The organism is Sulfuricurvum sp., from assembly GCF_028681615.1.
Lineage (GTDB): Bacteria > Campylobacterota > Campylobacteria > Campylobacterales > Sulfurimonadaceae > Sulfuricurvum.
Genome location: NZ_JAQUHV010000011.1, coordinates 1 through 16,325, shown reverse-complemented (window position 1 = coordinate 16,325; position 16,325 = coordinate 1). Strand labels below are relative to the sequence as shown.

General features: G+C 50.7%; 13 protein-coding genes. 6 read left to right on the top strand and 7 right to left on the bottom strand.

The window, feature by feature from the left end:
- Nucleotides 1-48 precede the first annotated feature (48 nt).
- The 5 genes from PHE37_RS10050 to PHE37_RS10030 are packed head-to-tail and all read left to right on the top strand — an operon-like array spanning nt 49 to nt 8,071.
- Complete coding sequence (locus PHE37_RS10050; protein WP_300008559.1) at nt 49-429, top strand: FixH family protein; 381 nt, start codon at nt 49-51, stop codon at nt 427-429.
- A 10-nt stretch (nt 430-439) separates the two neighbouring features.
- Entirely contained in the window at nt 440-1,639 is a 1,200-nt protein-coding gene (locus PHE37_RS10045; RefSeq protein ID WP_299995584.1) for a TolC family protein, read from the top strand.
- The gene (locus tag PHE37_RS10040; protein WP_299995582.1) at nt 1,636-2,634 is read left to right on the top strand and encodes an efflux RND transporter periplasmic adaptor subunit; all 999 of its coding nucleotides are present in this window, start codon (nt 1,636-1,638) and stop codon (nt 2,632-2,634) included. Before PHE37_RS10045 ends, PHE37_RS10040 begins: the two co-directional genes overlap by 4 nt.
- Before the next feature lie 9 nt (nt 2,635-2,643).
- The gene (locus tag PHE37_RS10035; RefSeq protein ID WP_299995580.1) at nt 2,644-5,763 is read left to right on the top strand and encodes a CusA/CzcA family heavy metal efflux RND transporter; all 3,120 of its coding nucleotides are present in this window, start codon (nt 2,644-2,646) and stop codon (nt 5,761-5,763) included.
- A gap of 10 nt (nt 5,764-5,773) precedes the next feature.
- Nucleotides 5,774-8,071, top strand: coding sequence for a heavy metal translocating P-type ATPase (locus PHE37_RS10030; protein ID WP_300008557.1), 2,298 nt, complete (start codon nt 5,774-5,776; stop codon nt 8,069-8,071).
- A gap of 5 nt (nt 8,072-8,076) precedes the next feature.
- Here PHE37_RS10030 and PHE37_RS10025 read toward each other — a convergent pair whose 3' ends face one another.
- Entirely contained in the window at nt 8,077-9,144 is a 1,068-nt protein-coding gene (locus PHE37_RS10025; protein ID WP_299995576.1) for a hypothetical protein, read from the bottom strand.
- Between the two features lie 101 nt (nt 9,145-9,245).
- Here PHE37_RS10025 and PHE37_RS10020 point away from each other — a divergent pair, with 101 nt between their 5' ends.
- Nucleotides 9,246-9,845 carry a pentapeptide repeat-containing protein gene (locus PHE37_RS10020; protein ID WP_299995574.1) on the top strand — a complete coding sequence of 200 codons (600 nt, stop codon included), beginning with the start codon at nt 9,246-9,248 and terminating at the stop codon, nt 9,843-9,845.
- Here PHE37_RS10020 and PHE37_RS10015 read toward each other — a convergent pair.
- The 6 genes from PHE37_RS10015 to PHE37_RS09990 form a co-directional block, all read right to left on the bottom strand.
- Nucleotides 9,842-10,546 (bottom strand): 16S rRNA pseudouridine(516) synthase, encoded by a 705-nt coding sequence (locus tag PHE37_RS10015; RefSeq protein ID WP_299995572.1) that lies wholly within the window; start codon nt 10,544-10,546, stop codon nt 9,842-9,844. The two genes, PHE37_RS10020 and PHE37_RS10015, sit on opposite strands and share 4 nt — an antisense overlap.
- Nucleotides 10,536-12,368, bottom strand: a complete 1,833-nt coding sequence (locus PHE37_RS10010; protein WP_299995570.1) for an ABC-F family ATP-binding cassette domain-containing protein — start codon at nt 12,366-12,368, stop codon at nt 10,536-10,538. Before PHE37_RS10010 ends, PHE37_RS10015 begins: the two co-directional genes overlap by 11 nt.
- 11 nt (nt 12,369-12,379) lie before the next feature.
- Nucleotides 12,380-13,456 (bottom strand): phosphoesterase, encoded by a 1,077-nt coding sequence (locus tag PHE37_RS10005; protein WP_299995568.1) that lies wholly within the window; start codon nt 13,454-13,456, stop codon nt 12,380-12,382.
- A gap of 7 nt (nt 13,457-13,463) precedes the next feature.
- Nucleotides 13,464-15,599, bottom strand: a complete 2,136-nt coding sequence (flhA, locus tag PHE37_RS10000; RefSeq protein ID WP_299995596.1) for a flagellar biosynthesis protein FlhA — start codon at nt 15,597-15,599, stop codon at nt 13,464-13,466.
- A 54-nt stretch (nt 15,600-15,653) separates the two neighbouring features.
- A complete protein-coding gene (locus PHE37_RS09995; protein ID WP_299995566.1) occupies nt 15,654-16,058 on the bottom strand; it encodes an Rrf2 family transcriptional regulator in 405 nt (134 codons plus the stop codon).
- Between the two features lie 46 nt (nt 16,059-16,104).
- On the bottom strand, nt 16,105-16,325 hold a 221-nt coding region (locus tag PHE37_RS09990), incomplete at its 5' end, for an HD domain-containing phosphohydrolase (RefSeq protein WP_366881163.1).

The following is a 16,325-nucleotide window of genomic DNA, read 5'->3' as shown; positions in this document are numbered from 1 at the left end:
GTTAAAAAAGAGCGCTACAATAATAAAATGTTATCAAAGGAGTCTCTTATGAAATTCAAATTAATTCTTACCTCTATGTTATTTGCTTCGTTGGCATTCGGTGCGGCGTGGGAACAAAGTACTTCAGTGCAAAATATCAAAGCGGTTGTCAGTTCCGACAAGGCGCTGATCGTCGGAAGCAATCCTGTCATGATTACCTTGAATCAGCAAAATATGCCGCTTGATAATGCCGGAGTAGAAGTCAAAGCGTTTATGCCGGCAATGCCGGGAATGCCGGCTATGGAATCCAAAGGCAAAGCGGTTGCGCAAGGGCATGGTGTCTATAAAACATCGGTGAATCTGGATATGGGCGGAACATGGCAGTTTCATATCTTCGTAACTACGAAAGAGGGAAAAAAATACCGTCTTAAAACCTCGTTGAGCCTCTAGGAACAGGGCGATGATCAAAGTTGCACTTGCACTGTCGGTTATCGCGGCACTAAGCTACGCTGAGAGTGTAGAAGCCCTAATACAGCAGGCATTGCAAAATAATCCCACCCTTATCGGCGCGCAATCACGGCTCCAGCAGAGCCGATATCAAAAAGAGATATCGAAAAATTTTGACAACCCCACTTTGTTGCTGCAGGTCAATGATATCCAGACGCGGGACATCACCAACCGCTCGATTGAACCGATGCAGTTCGAGGGAATCACATTGCAGCAGAAAGTCCCGTTTGCCGGGAAAAGGGATCTGCGGTATGAGGATGCGCAGGCGCAGGAAGTGTATGCGGGATTATCCCTGAGCCAATCTCGTGCGCTCCTCTCTAGCGAGATCAAAAAAGAGGCTTATCGTGTGTGGCAGATTGGCGAAGAGGAGCGGATTTACCGTAATTTCGAGACGATCGTCCGTCAAAACGGTGAACTCTATACCGCACTTAACTCCGCCGCTGCAGGGCGGCACATGGGGATCATGTCGTCTCAGATGGATCTTTCCCAGATCAAAATTATCCAGGCCGATTTGGCTCAGGAAAAAGAGCGCTCGTATGCGAATCTCTCGCAGCTGTGTGCAAAACGGGTTGAAAAGGTAGACGTGGATTTGAACATGGGACAGATTGAGCCGATCGAGTCGTATGAAAAATCTCTGGAAAACAATTTCGGCTACCGTGCCAAAGATGCGCAGCTCAAATCGGCAGGGGTACAGCTGCGCCAGTCACAGCTCGATGCCTATCCCGATGTAACGGTGCAGGCGGGATACAGCCGCCGGGAATCGTTTTACGATTTCTGGAATGTCGGTATCAATATACCCCTCCCCATATACGGTACGGAGTCGGTGAAAGAGCAAATCAATCGGGAAAAAGTATTGGAGCGCAGCCGTGACAAAGAGGCGGCGTATTTGCAGCTGAAATCCACGTTGCGTCAAAAATATGCGGAGATGCGCAAGGCATCCGAAGTATGGAAAGTGATCCATGATGAGAGCCTTCCGCAGCTCAATCATATGTTCGAACTCTCCGAAGCCTCGATCCGCAACGGCGAGGATCTGTTCCGTTTTACGGAGTTGCTCAAACAAAAACTGCAGCTTGAACTGCAACTTTCACGCTCCGTTGCGGCATTCTACCGCGCTCAGGCGGAACTTGATCTATTGGTAGGGAAAGAGTCATGAGATATCTTTTAGGCGTAGTGATGGTGGGAGCGGTATTGTGGGCAAAACCTGCACCGATTATCCAGCAGTTCAACGTAACGACGGTAAAAGTGAAACGTGCCGATACCACGGCAAATGTGGGGAAAAACTTCGGCTATATCAGAGCGGATGAATCTCAAGAGTCGATCATAGCACTCCGTTTTGGCGGATACGTCGAAAAGCTTCGAGCTACGGAGACCTATCAGCATATTTCCAAAGGGGAGGTGATCGCCGAGGTCTACAGCCCCGAAGTGCTGCAGGCCAAAGATGAGTACCTCAGTTCTCTCAAATACAATGCCATCCGTCCCAATCCGGGGATGGTGGAGAGTACGAAAGAGCGGCTGATCTATCTGGGTGTCCCGATGTCTGAGATAACGTCGATCGAAAAAACGGGGACGGTAGGCTCTACAACGACGGTACGCTCTCCCGTTACGGGCTATATTTTCGAGAAAAAGATAGACAAAGGCTCGGCATTCAGTGCAATGCAGCCGCTGTTTCGGGTTGTCAGACTCGATCCGATCTGGCTGGAGATGAAATTTCCTCCCGAAACGCTCGAAGCGCTTCAAAAAGTGGACTCGTACGAAATCCGTGTGACGGGATTCGAGCGTCCTTTGTATGCTAAACGGGGAAAAATCTATCCAAATTCCAACCCTTCCGAATCGACATTGACGATGCGTCTCAACCTCCCAAACCCGAGCGGGAAACTGTTTCCGGGAATGTATGCGGCGATCACGCCGATCGTGCACTCAAAAGCTGCTTTGATCGTTCCGAGCACCGCCGTAATCCGCAAAAAAGGGAAATGGTTCTGTTTCAAAAAAGGGGAGTACGAGGGGGAATATGAGCCGGTAGAGGTGAATGTGGTTCCGGTCGGAAATGACCGCTACGAGATCCGTTCTGGATTAGCCGAAGGGGATGAAGTGGTCGCGAATGCCCTCTTTATGATCGATTCGGATGCCCAGATTAACGGGAACTTTTAGGATTATGTCATGGTAGAGCGTCTGATAGAGTGGAGTCTGCGGTTTCGCTACTGGGTGATAGCGGCGGCCATCGTGCTGAGCTTGTTGTCCGTCTGGGCGATACGGCACACTCCGCTGGATGCTATCCCCGATCTCTCCCCTCCGCAGGTAATTTTGCAGCTCAAATGGAAAGGGCAAAGCCCCGAGATCATCGAAGCGCAGGGGACCTATCCGATTGTCCGTCAACTCCTCTCTCTCCCCGCGATCAAAACGGTTCGGGGGTTTTCGGGATATGAAAACGGTCTGATTTATATCATTTTTAAAGACGGTGTCGATCTGTATTGGGCACGCTCGCGGGTGCTTGAGCAGCTCTCAACCTTGCAGTCGCAGTTACCAAGATCGCTTGAAGTCTCCCTCGGACCCGATGCGTCGGGGGTAGGGTGGGTGTATGAGTACGCCCTGGTCTCCAAAACCAAAAATCTCGCCGAACTGCGTACGTTGCAGGACTATACCTACCGCTATGCCCTGCAGGGTGTTTCGGGGGTCAGCGAGGTTGCTTCGGTGGGGGGATTCGTTCCGACCTATCAGGTGACACTGAACAACGACGCTTTGGTGCGCTATAACCTCAGTGTCGGCGAAGTCGCCGCAGCGATCCGCGGGAACAACAACGACGTCGGCGGGCGGATCGTCGTTCAAAACGGGTATGAATGGATGGTGCAGGCCAAAGGGTATCTCCAAAACATCGACGCGATCAAGGATATCGTCGTCGCTACGCGCGGCGGGGTACCTGTACTGTTTTCGCAGGTGGCACGGGTCGAGAAAGTCCCCGAAAACCGCCGCGGCTATGTCGATCTGAACGGTCAGGGCGAAGTCGTCGGGGGGATCGTCGTCGTCCGATACGGCGAAGACGTCTACCGTGTCATTCAGCGGATACGGGAGAAACTCGATACAATCCATGTCGCAGGGGTCGAAGTCGTTCCCGTATATGACCGCTCCAACCTGATCCAATCCGCTATCGCGACCCTCACGACGACGCTCGAGCATGAAAGCTTGATCGTCATCGCTGTTATTGCCCTCTTTTTGCTCCATCTGCGCAGCGCGCTGATCGTGTTGATTATCCTGCCGCTCACCATTGCGATCACCTTTTTGCTGATGAAACTCTTCGGGATCGGCTCGAACATTATGTCGCTGGGGGGAATCGCTATCGCGGTGGGGACGATGGTCGATGCGTCGATCATCATGATCGAAAATGCCCATAAGGTACTGCTGCAGCGCGAAAGTGAATCGGGGACCCTTACCACGGCACAGCGGCTTGATGCCGTGTTGTACTCGTCGAAAATGGTGGGGCGTCCCATCTTTTTTGCACTGGCGCTGGTCGTCGTATCGTTCTTGCCTATCTTTGCCCTTCAGGGGCAGGAGGGATTGCTCTTTACCCCTCTGGCGTTTACCAAAAGTTTTGCAATGGGGGTCGGAGCGCTCCTCTCGGTGACCCTTGTTCCGGTACTGATCTATCTGATCGTGCGGGGGCGCATCCTCTCGGAGCAGGCGAATCCGGTGAGCCGTTTCTTCATCTGGGTTTATCATCCGATCCTTCTGGCGTCGATGAAATTTCGCTATCTGCTCCTGGTTATGGTCATTGTCGCCTTAGGGTATACGGTGTTTGTCTATCGCACGTTGGGGTGGGAGTTTATGCCGATGATGGATGAGCAGACGCTGATGTACATGCCCGTCACCCAAAGCGGTGTCAGTATCGATCAGAGCAAACAGCTGACCCAGTATACCGATTCGGTCATCAAAAGCTTCCCTGAAGTGCAGAGCGTATTCGGTAAAGGGGGGCGGGCGGACAGTGCGACCGATCCCGCTCCGCTGGGAATGATCGAGACGATTATCACCCTCAAACCCAAAGATCAGTGGCGGGAGGGGATGGGTACCGAGAAATTGCAGCAGGAGCTTGATAGCGCCTTGCAGGTTCCGGGGCTGGTCAACTCCTGGACTTATCCGATCCGTGGGCGGATCGATATGCTCCTCAGCGGTATCCGCACCCCGCTGGGGATCAAACTCTACGGGGATGATTTGCCGACCTTGCAAAAAACGGCGCGCGAGATCGAAAGCCGCCTGCAGAAGCTCCCCTCAACCCAGAGCGTTTTTGCCGACCGCAGCGACAGCGGGTACTACATCGATATCGACATCGACGAAGCGGCATTGGCGCGCTATAACCTCCGCAAAGAGGCGTTGCTCGATTACACCTCCGCCGCGATCGGCGGAATGGGATTATCCACGATGTACAAGGGACGCGAGCGCTACAGCGTCAGTCTCCGCCTCGAAGAGGACGAGCGCACCTCTTTGGATGCGATTCGCTCTATCCTGATCAAGACGCCGCTGGGTTACGCACCTCTCTCGACCTTTGCCCGTATCGATTACCGCGAGAGTGCCGCGATGATCAAGAGCGAAAAAGCGCGCCCCGTCGCCTATGTCTACATCACACCAAAAGAGGGGGTGAGTGCCACGGCGTATAAAGCCGAGGCACAAAAACAGCTCGCATCGCTCAAACTCCCGGAAGGGTACACCTATGAGTGGGCAGGGCAGAGCGAATATCTCGAATCGGCGCTCAATACCCTGATGTGGATCGTCCCTGCCGTACTCGTCCTGATCATCGTCCTCATCTATCTGGCACTGCGTGAGTGGGTTTCGACGTTGATCGTCCTCTCGATGCTCCCATTTGCGCTGCTCGGCGGTGTCCTCTATCTCAAGTGGCTGGCTTTCAACATCAGCGTTGCCGTTATCGTCGGATTCTTGGCACTGCTCGGGGTTGCGGCGGAGACGGCGATTGTGATGATCGTCTATCTGCACGAGAGTATCGAAACCCGTATCCGAGGCGGTGTCGCTATGGATAAAACAGCCCTCAATGAGGCGATTTACGAGGGGGCAGTCAAACGGGTACGCCCGAAACTGATGACGGTTTTCGCGATCCTTGCGGGGTTGCTGCCGATCATGTACAACCACGGAGTGGGGAGCGAAGTGATGCAGCGGATCGCCGCTCCGATGATCGGCGGTATCGTCACCTCGGCGGTGGTCAGTCTCATTTTGATCCCGATTTTGTATCAAATGGTGATGCAGCGAAAGCTGCAGCGAGGTGAACCGCTTTTATAAGGGAGATACTATGGAAAAAGACGTTGTCTGCGGGATGGAGGTTTCACCCTCTACCCCCTACAAAAGCGATTACAAAAACCGACACTACCTTTTTTGCTCCGCGCATTGTCAGCATAAATTCCAAGAACATCCCGAACACTACCTCACCACCGAACCCTCCATCCCATCGTGCCCCACTGGCAGCTGCGCGATCGATACGGCAATCTATACCTGCCCGATGCATCCCGAAATCGAGCAAAAAGGGCCGGGAAACTGTCCGAAGTGCGGTATGGCGCTTGAACCGAAAACCCTGCAGGTTGAAGAAGATACCACCGAATACGATTCGATGTTGCGCCGTTTTTGGCTCAGTACGCTCTTCGCCTCTGCCGTCTTTATCATCGCGATGGGTTCAATGTTCCTGCCGCAGACGTTTTCCGCATTCATCAGCCCCAAAATACGCCAATGGGTCGAGATGATCCTCTCTATTCCTGTCGTATGGTGGGGGGGATCGATCTTTTACGTCCTCGCGTGGGAGTCGATCCGCAATCGCAGTCTCAACATGTTCACCCTTATCGCTCTGGGGACGGGGAGTGCCTGGTTTTACAGCGCCGTTGCCGTCTTATTCCCCGCGATTTTTCCGGAAAATCTATCCATGGATGGGGTCATCCCCGTCTATTTTGAAGCCTCATCGGTCATTACTGCATTGGTCTTGCTGGGGCAGGTGCTGGAGCTTCGCGCCCGCAGCCGTACCAACGACGCGATCCGACTCCTCCTCGGCCTCTCCCCAAAAAGCGCCCATCGTATCAACGCTGATGGGAGTGAAGAGGAGGTTTCTATCGAGTCGATCGTGATCGGCGATCGCCTCCGTATCCGACCGGGTGAGAAGATTCCGGTGGACGGTATCGTCATCGAGGGGGAGAGCCATGTGGACGAGTCGATGGTGAGCGGCGAGCCGATCCCGCTCTCCAAAAAATCGGGTGACCGCCTTGTCGGTGCGACGATCAACACCACCGGAGGTCTCGTCATGGAGGCGCAGAGGGTAGGTGAGGATACGCTCCTCTCCCAGATCGTCTCGATGGTATCACAGGCGCAGAGAAGCCGCGCCCCGATCCAGAAAACAGCTGATCGGGTATCGGGGTATTTTGTCCCCGCGGTCATCGCTATCAGTCTCCTCACCTTTATCCTCTGGTACTTTTTCGGCCCCGAACCCTCGCTGGGGTATGCTCTGGTCAATGCAGTGGCGGTGCTGATCATCGCCTGTCCGTGCGCTCTGGGGCTGGCCACCCCGATATCGATCATGGTGGGGACGGGCAAAGGGGCGACGATGGGCGTCCTCATCAAAAACGCCGAGGCGCTGGAGATGATGGAGAAGGTCGACACCCTCGTCGTCGACAAGACGGGGACTCTCACCGAGGGGAAACCCAAACTCGCAACGGTCATTGCCATAGATGGGTGGGAAGAGAGTGACGTTATCCGATTCGCCGCCTCGCTGGATAGGGGGAGCGAACACCCTCTGGCACGCGCGGTCGTGAACGGCGCGCAGGAGCAGGGGCTGAATTTGAGCGAAACGGCTCAGTTTGCCTCCCTAAGCGGCAAAGGGGTCACGGGGGTGATCGAGGGACGGAAGGTCGCCCTCGGAAATATCCGACTTATGGAAGAGCTGGGGGTTGATGGCTCAGGTCTCTCTGCGGAGGCGGATACTCTGCGCCGCGAGGGGATGAGTGTGATGTTCCTCGCCGTCGATAACGCCCTTGTCGGGATACTCGGGGTCGCCGACCCGATCAAAGCAACCACCGCGCAGGCGATCCGTGATTTACACGAAGAGGGGATCACCGTCGTGATGCTCAGCGGAGACAGCCGTATTACCGCCGAAGCGGTCGGAGCCAAACTCGGGATCGATCGGGTGGAGGCAGAGGTGCTTCCGCAGCAGAAAGCTGACGTCATAAAACAGCTCCAAAGCGAGGGGCATATCGTTGCGATGGCGGGGGATGGGATCAATGATGCTCCGGCCCTCGCTCAAGCGCATGTAGGGATCGCGATGGGGAGCGGAACCGATGTGGCGATGGAGAGTGCGGGGGTCACCCTCGTTCAGGGGGATTTGCGGGGGATTGTCCGCTCCCGCCGACTCAGCCGTGCCACGATGCGCAACATCCGCCAAAACCTATTTTTCGCCTTTGTCTATAACAGCTTGGGGGTGCCGATAGCGGCGGGAGTGCTCTATCCCTATTTCGGGATACTCCTCTCACCGATGATCGCCGCCGCGGCGATGAGTTTCAGTTCGGTGTCGGTTATTACGAATGCATTGAGGTTGAGGGGTGAAAAATTATAAAATTTTTACTCTTCAGAAAATGTCATATTTGATTTTGCTAATATCCAATAGAGAGGAAATTCAGAAAGAAGTCCACAGTGTTTGCAATAAATACGTTCATGCAGATAAAATTCTGTAGCATTGTGTTTTCCAATTTTTAGTTTTGAATTACAATGAATACAATTTAGAAGATTTCCTAATTCTTTTTGAAGCATACGACTAACATTTTGTGATCGGCCATCTAAAAATAATGCTTCGTAACATCCCATTGTAGTAAGTATTAAATGATCAATTGTTTTTTTGTTTGCACTTTGAATTCGATTGAAGCACTCTAATGTGACTTGTGAAATATAAAGCATTATATAGGGTAGTTTTGCATGTAGAAATTCATAAAAATCATCATTTAATGGGTTTGAAAAGATAAAATTTAGTGAGTAATCTTCTGTTTTGAGTAACTCTCCTTGAGAAGTTGTTAAGTGTGTCGCACGTTGCCAAGTTGGTTCAAATCCATTTTCATGATTTTTTGAATATATAATATTCCATAATAAATCGGGATCAAATGCTGTCTTTACATGAAGTTTTGAAATAGCTTTATTTATGAGTTCTAATCTGAATTCTTTGGATATACCGCTAAAACTATTATGGTTGTTAGCTTCAAAGCGTGAGATAAAATCATCTTCATCAGCAAGTATCCATGAGAGAAATAGTAAGTGTTCTTTTAATGGCTTACGTAAAAGAGAAAATGCAACAGAAAATTTGCGTTTTTCAAAACAGCTAAAGGATTCGTATAAAAAATTGAGCATATCTGATGTAAGCCCCATAATAGAATGACTTATAATATGATGTTTATAAGGTTCTAAAAGTTCATTTTTTTTCATAAAATCTAAAATTTCAAAATCTTCAAAATCTTTTCCATTTTCATTAATTGCATTCTCAAATGCATTTATAACGGTATTATGAACATCACTTTTTTCATATTCGAGTAGAAGGTGTACAAGTTTATCATGAAGAAAAAAGCAAAACTCGTGTGCAGCCCAGTATTTAGAGGGAATTAATGCTAAGCGGTGCTCTTCAAGTATACCAATTGATTGCATCGTTTAAATCCTAAATGAAGTATATACTTTTTGTATTTTTGGATATCTTAGCGTAAACTATTCAAATTAATTTATAGTATATTTATTCGTAAGGTTTTCTCATGACCACCATCACCGACAACATGGATGTATTCGCCGAGAAGTTCGAGGGTATCGATCTGCACGGAAAAAAGATCACCAAAGCCGAATTTGACGACTGCACCTTCGTCTCCTGCGATTTCAGCGAAACCTTTTTCTCCTCCTGCAAATTCACCGAATGCCGTTTCGAAAACTGCAACCTGAGCCTCATGAAGCTGACGAATACCAAAATGAGCGATGTCGATTTCGTCTCGTGCAAGATGATCGGGATAGACTGGACGATGGCGGATTGGAAGAGCCTTCTCAATGCCGATCCGCTCCGCTTTCGCGAATGTATCCTAAATGACAGCAATTTCTTCGGTCTGAATCTGGAGGGTTTAGTGATGCGGGAATGTCGAGCCAAAGAGGTCGATTTTCGCAATGGGTCGTTTCAAAAAGCGGACTTTAGCTTGAGCGATTTCAAAGGGGCGCTGTTCGGCAATACCCATCTGGAAGAGGCAAACTTTACCGATGCTTCCAATACCTCTATCGATCTTCGCTCCAACCATCTCAAAGGGGCGATTTTCAGCCGCTACGAAGCGCTCTTTCTGCTCGAATCGATGGGGATCGTGCTGGTCGATTAGTCTGAGAGCAATTGCGCGTCGATAAGGCGGTATTCTCCCGCCTTCAAATCCCCAAGTGTGAGGTTGCCGAAGCTTGAGCGGTGCAGGGCGGTGACATGGTTCCCGACCGCGGCAAACATACGCCGTACCTGATGGTAGCGTCCCTCGACGATTTCGAGCTTCACATGGGTTGGATCGATCACTTCGAGTTTTGCGGGAAGGCACGGCGTTTTTTCACCGTTAAGCATCAACGTCCCCGAAGCGAAGATTGTGCCTTCGTCCCCTTTGAGAGGGCGATCAAGTGTGGCTTCGTAGACTTTGGGCACTTTGTGTTTGGGGGAGGTGAGGCGGTGCAGCAGCGCGCCGTCATCGGTGAGGAGCAGTAAACCGCTCGTCTCTTTATCTAACCGTCCGACGGTGGAGATTTTCGGATCGCGCAGACGCCACCGTTCCGGCAATAAATCATAGACGAGGCGACCCTCTCCATCGTCATGGCTACAGACATATCCAATAGGCTTGTGCATCAAAATCACCATTCCTGAGGGGGGATCGAGAGGTTCGCCCTCATAGAGGATTTCGTCATGGGAAACTTTGGTATTGCTTTTAAGGGGGAGGTTGAGGGTATGGGTGATGATCCCCTCCCGCAGCAGCATCGCAACATCCTTGCGGGTGCAGTAGCCCAGTGAGGAGAGGAGCTTGTCCAGACGGAGTTTAGAACTCACTCAACTTTTCCTCATATTCGGCTTCGATCCGTGTGATCTCATCACTCGCGATCTCGAGCCGCTCGAACAGCTCTTCGATCATCTTCTCATCCTCGCCTACCTGCTTGGAGAGTTCGAGGAGTTTGGAGGTCTCTCCCTGATTCGAATAGGTCGTTAGAAGTTCATGAGAGGCTTTGAGCTTCTCTTCGAGCTTCATGATCGTCCCCTCACAATGATCCACCTCTTTTTTAAGCGGGCTGAGGAGTTTGGAGCGCTCCTGAATCAATGCGGAACGCTGCTGTTTGTTCTCTTTTTTATTGACGTTTTGGGTCACTTTGGCGGGTTTAGGGGCGTCGGTGATCTCTTCGTCCCATCCGATTTTCTCCAAAAACTCATCGTATCCGCCGTCGAAAAACTCCGCGTTCCCCTCACGGAAGATGATGAGCTGATCGGCAAGCTCGCGAAGCAGCATCTCGGAGTGGGTGACGATGACGACGGAACCCTCAAACCGCTTCAGCGCGTCGCAGAGCGAATCGATCGATTGCATATCAAGGTGGTTGGTCGGCTCATCGAGGAAGAGGAGGTTGGCAGGGGTAGCGATGATTTTGCCCAGCATGACACGGCTGCGTTCTCCCCCTGAGAGGATGCTGATCTTTTTGTCGGCATCGTCGCCACTGAACATCATCGTTCCGCAGATACCGCGGATACGGACATTTTGCAGGGTATTGTCGGCACTTTGAATCTCTTCGGTGATCGTGCGGTTTTTGTCGAGACGGTCGATGTTCGTTTGACCGAAATGGGCGATAGCGGTAGAGGGGTGAGAAATGATCTCGCCGCTCGGTGTCAAAACCCCTGCAAGGGTGTTGAGAAGGGTTGATTTACCCTTACCGTTTTTCCCGATGATGGCGAGGCATTTTTTCGCCTCCAGCGCAAAGGAGATATTACGAAAGAGTAGCTCGTCCGGTGTATATCCGAAAGATAAATCTTTGACCTGCATGATGACTTTGGCGGGGGTGGGTTTGTAGGAGAATGAAAAGGAGAGGTCTTTCTCCCCCTCCAAATCTTCCATGATACCCATTTTATCCAGCTCTTTTTGCTTGGATTGTGCGAGGGTTGCTGTGGATGCACGGGCTTTGTTGCGGGCGACGAAATCTTCCAGCTCGGCACGTTTCTTGTCGTGGTTGATCTTGGTCTTGACGTAAAGTTCATCTTCCAGCGCCTGATTGGCGTAATACTTGCGGGTATCCCCTTTGATAATACTGACACATCGTCGGCGCAATCCCATCGTATGGGTCGTGACCGAGTCCATGAAATCGCGATCATGGGTGATGAGGATGACCTCCCCCTCGAAAGATCGGATAAACGACGCCAGCCAGCGCAGAGAGACGATATCGAGGTAGTTGGTCGGTTCATCGAGGAGGAGCAGATTTGGCTCGGTGACGAGGAGTTTGACGAGGTTGAGGCGTATCTGATATCCTCCCGAAAAACTGAGAGGATCTTTTTCCAAATCGTCTTGCGTAAATCCCAGACCGAAGAGGATCTTTTCGACCCGATAGACCTCATGCTCCATATCCCCTGTGAGAACGGAGGCACACTCTTCACGGACGGTTTTATGGGTGAAGTGGAGGTGCTGGCGCAGCGTTCCGATACGGTAGTTTTTCGGGATGATGATTTCGCCGCTGTCATAAGGCTCTTCGCCGAGGATGATTTTAAAAAGGGTCGATTTTCCCGTCCCGTTGCGTCCGACGAATCCGACTTTATTTCCGGCATTCAGTTTAAGCGAGAGGTTTTCAAACAGGACACGTGTCCCGTAGCTTTTGGTGAGATTGTTGATTTGAATCATGAGAGTGGTGCTTATTCCTCTATTTTATGAGGAAGTTTACCGGGCATTGCCTCTTTGTTTGCGAGCAAATCTTCCATTTGACGTTTTACTTTGTCGTAACGAAACTGCTCTTTAAAGCCGTTGATACGTCCTCCGGCCGCATTGGGATGTCCACCGCCGCCGACCCATTCGCCCGCCATCATCGCAACATCGACCTGATCGTGTCCGCGAAGGCTCATGGTCCCTCGCGTACCGACATCGACGATAAAATCATAATCCGGGTATGCGGTGACAAAGCCGTTTCCGATGATCGAAGTATTGCCCAGGCCGTAGCTCAAAAATCCGCGCCATCCTTTGTAATAGATCGTCATTTGAGAACGTTTGGTTCCCAGCAGCTCAACGATGTATTTGGTCGAGAGGTTGTCGAGGGTGTCGTCTACGCCGTCTTTGAAAAAATCTTTTTTCATTTTATGGAGTGCTTCATCGAGAACGATGTTGGCATTGGGTAGATATCGCATGGTAGCGGCATGTTCGAGCATGGCGAGTTTGTAGGCACGGTCTTCATCCGCGAACATAACGCGGCTGAGCTCTTTGGCGTCAGAAATGAGGCGCATACATACTTTTCCGTACTCAAAATCATCTTTTTCGTCCTGATGCCACAGATCGACGGCATTGACGACTTTGACGAATGCCTCAAGCCACCCGCCGCCGCTCAACCCGTAATGCTCCATCGCGTATTCGTAAACGATTTTCGTCGCACATCGCTCGGTATCCAGATAATACCACGGATACTGTGCCGCCGTATCCTTTCCGCTGCCGTGATGATCGAGAAGGGTGATCGTGATATTCCAACCCCCTTCATTGAGGCGGTTGACCTCATTGTTAAGCCATCGTGCTTCATCAGGATAGAGGTTAAGGTCGCTGATGAGGATGGTTGCCGTTTGCTTTGTTTTTTTGAGGGCATCGATTATCTCTTCGAGACGATCCATCACTTCGGCACCGTAGTTAGCGTTGTAGCTGATCATCGTGTGTTGCGTTTGCGCCATGACAAGCTGACAGCTGTAGCCGTCTAGATCGATATGCGAGAGGTGGTAAATGGTTTTTTTCATGTCTATCCTATTTGGTGTCTAAAGTGATGGAACCGAGAACTTCGAATTTGGCGTTCGAATCGATTTCGGCATGGGAGAGGGTGACGATATCGAGGCTGAACCGCTCGTAAATTTCGGCTAACGGGCGGCGAAGTTTCGGATCGACGATAATAATGATCGGAGATATCCCTTTTTGGAGAATTTCGGTTGCTTTTAAGCTGGTGGCTTGGATAAGTCCGTTGATCTCGCCTACATTCAGTAAAAGCTGACGTACTCCGTCGCGCTCTTGGGATTTTTCCAGCATGCGCTGTTCGCTCATCGTATCAAAGGTCAAGAGTTTTATCGACCCGTCGGGACTGGTGTAAAGCTGCGTGATAATACGTGAAAGTTTGGCACGGACGTGTTCTGTGATGATATCGACGCTTTTCGTGTATTCGGCGACATCGGCCATCGTCTCTAAAATCGTAATCATATCCTTAAGAGGGATCCGCTCATGCAGCAATGCTTTGAACACCCGTTGAATCAAACCGATATTGGCGACTTTGAGCAGGTCGTCCACGACAACCGGATAGTCTCCTTTGATCTTTTCGATAAGGGTTTGAGTCTCTTGCCTTGTGAGGAGCTCTTCGGCGTGTTTTTTGACCAGTTCGCTCATATGCGTCGAGATAACCGTTGCCGGGTCGACGACGGTGTACCCGTTGATAATCGCATCGTCTTTTAGCTCCGGTGCGATCCAGAAAGCATCCAACCCGAAGGCAGGCTCTTTCGTCGGCTCTCCCTGAATCTCTCCGATGGCCATCCCGCTGTCCATTGCCAGATATCGGTCGGGCTGGATCATGCCGTCTCCGATATTGACTCCCTTCAAGAGGATTTCGTATTGGGTAGGTTTGAGATGGAGATTGTCACGGATACGTACCTGAGGCATTAAAAATCCGAAATCGGAGGCGATTTTGCGGCGCATACTGCGGATACGTTCCAATAAATCTCCCCCCTGTGCGCTGTCGGCGAGACGGATAAGCTGATAGCCGAGGGTGAGTTCGAGCATCTCGATTTTGAGGATATCTTCGAGTGCGGCTTCTTCCTCTTTGGCGATCTCTTCGTTGGATTTTTTACGCGGTGCACTCTGTGCGGCACCCTCTTCGGTGTCTGCCTCGGCCCCCGGTATCCCTTTTTTCTTAACAAGAGGGGCAGAGGTGAGGACGAGGTCCCCTTTTTCGTATTTGTGAAGAGCGTATCCCAATCCGGCAAATACCAATCCGACAAATCCCATCGAAATGGTAGGAAGACCGGGAACCGCCGCAAACATGATCATGATAAATCCGACGATAATCATGATACGGGCATTCCCCATCAGCTGCTTGATACTTCCTTCGGCAAAGTTTCCTTCATCATTGGATGCGCGGGTAATCATAATACCGGTAGCGGTAGAGATTATGAGAGCCGGGATTTGGGAGACGAGACCGTCCCCGATGGTCAGAATCGTATAGGTCTGTGCACTTGCGGAAACATCGAGATTGAACTGAAAAATCCCGATTAAAAATCCGCCGATAATATTGATCATCGTAATGATGATCCCTGCAATCGCATCCCCTTTGATGAATTTTCCCGACCCGTCCATCGCTCCGTAGAAATTGGCATCCTGCAAAATTTCGGCACGGCGTGATTTAGCCTGTTTTTCATCGATCAGACCGCTGTTGAGATCGGCATCGATGGCCATCTGTTTTCCGGGCATCGCATCGAGCGTAAAACGTGCCGCGACTTCGGCGACGCGGTTTGACCCTTTGGTTACAACCATAAAGTTGATTAAAACCAAGATACTAAAGACGATCACCCCGATAACGTAGTTCCCTCCGACGACGAAATTTCCGAAACTGGTGATGATGTCACTGACGGCCTGAGGCCCTTCGTGCCCGTGGCTGAGAATCATACGCGTTGTCGCGATGTTCAGCGAGAGCCTAAAGAGGGTGATGACCAGTAGCAGTGTCGGAAACGTCGTCAAATCGGTCGGTTTCGGGATATAAAGAGAAATCAGTAAGATGAGGACCGAAAGGGCGATAACGACCGCGAGAAGCAGGTCGAGCAGGGCGCTGGGCAACGGGACGATAATGATGGCCAAAATCGCCATAACAAAAAAGACGACACTGAGGTCACGTGAGGCGAAAATAGCCGATAATACCGATTTTACATCGGGTGTTTTATTTTTTGCTTTTGCCAAGCATCACTCTTCTAAAATGGCTTCAAGGGTAAGAATGCCTAAAAACGCATCCACTTTTCCCTGTAATCGGTTTAAAAACGGCCAGAGTCCGCAACTCATCGCTTTATTGGAGGGGCAGTCATCCTGAGACGGGGAACAGCTGAATACGGCGGGACTTTTTCCCTCTGCGGCCTCCATCACTTCGAGGACGGTGATTTCGCTGCTTTTACGGGCGAGTTCAAATCCCCCGTTGACCCCTTTATAGGAGTTGAGGATTCCCTGACGTGCGAGGGACTGGAGAATTTTGGCTAAAAAGCTTTTGGAAATGTTGAGCTCTTTGGAGAGGGTATCTGCATCGAGAGCATGACCCGCTTTTGCCAAAACGATGAGCGATAATAAGGCATATTCGCTGGCACGGGTCATCAACATGGTTTACTCCTTCTCTACATTGGAAAATATTATAGCCAAATCTACATTAAAGGGGATTTTCGTGCTTTTCTTTGATATCCAGAAAGAGGGAAAAGTTATCGAAAAAAAGATCAACGATTTTAGGATCAAAATGTTTTCCACGTTCAGATTTAATATGGGCAAATATATCATTTAGTGGCCATCCTTTTTTATAAGCTCGTGTACTACTGATAGCATCGAGTACATCTGCAAATGCTACGATACGGCCAAAAATATGAATTGCTTCTC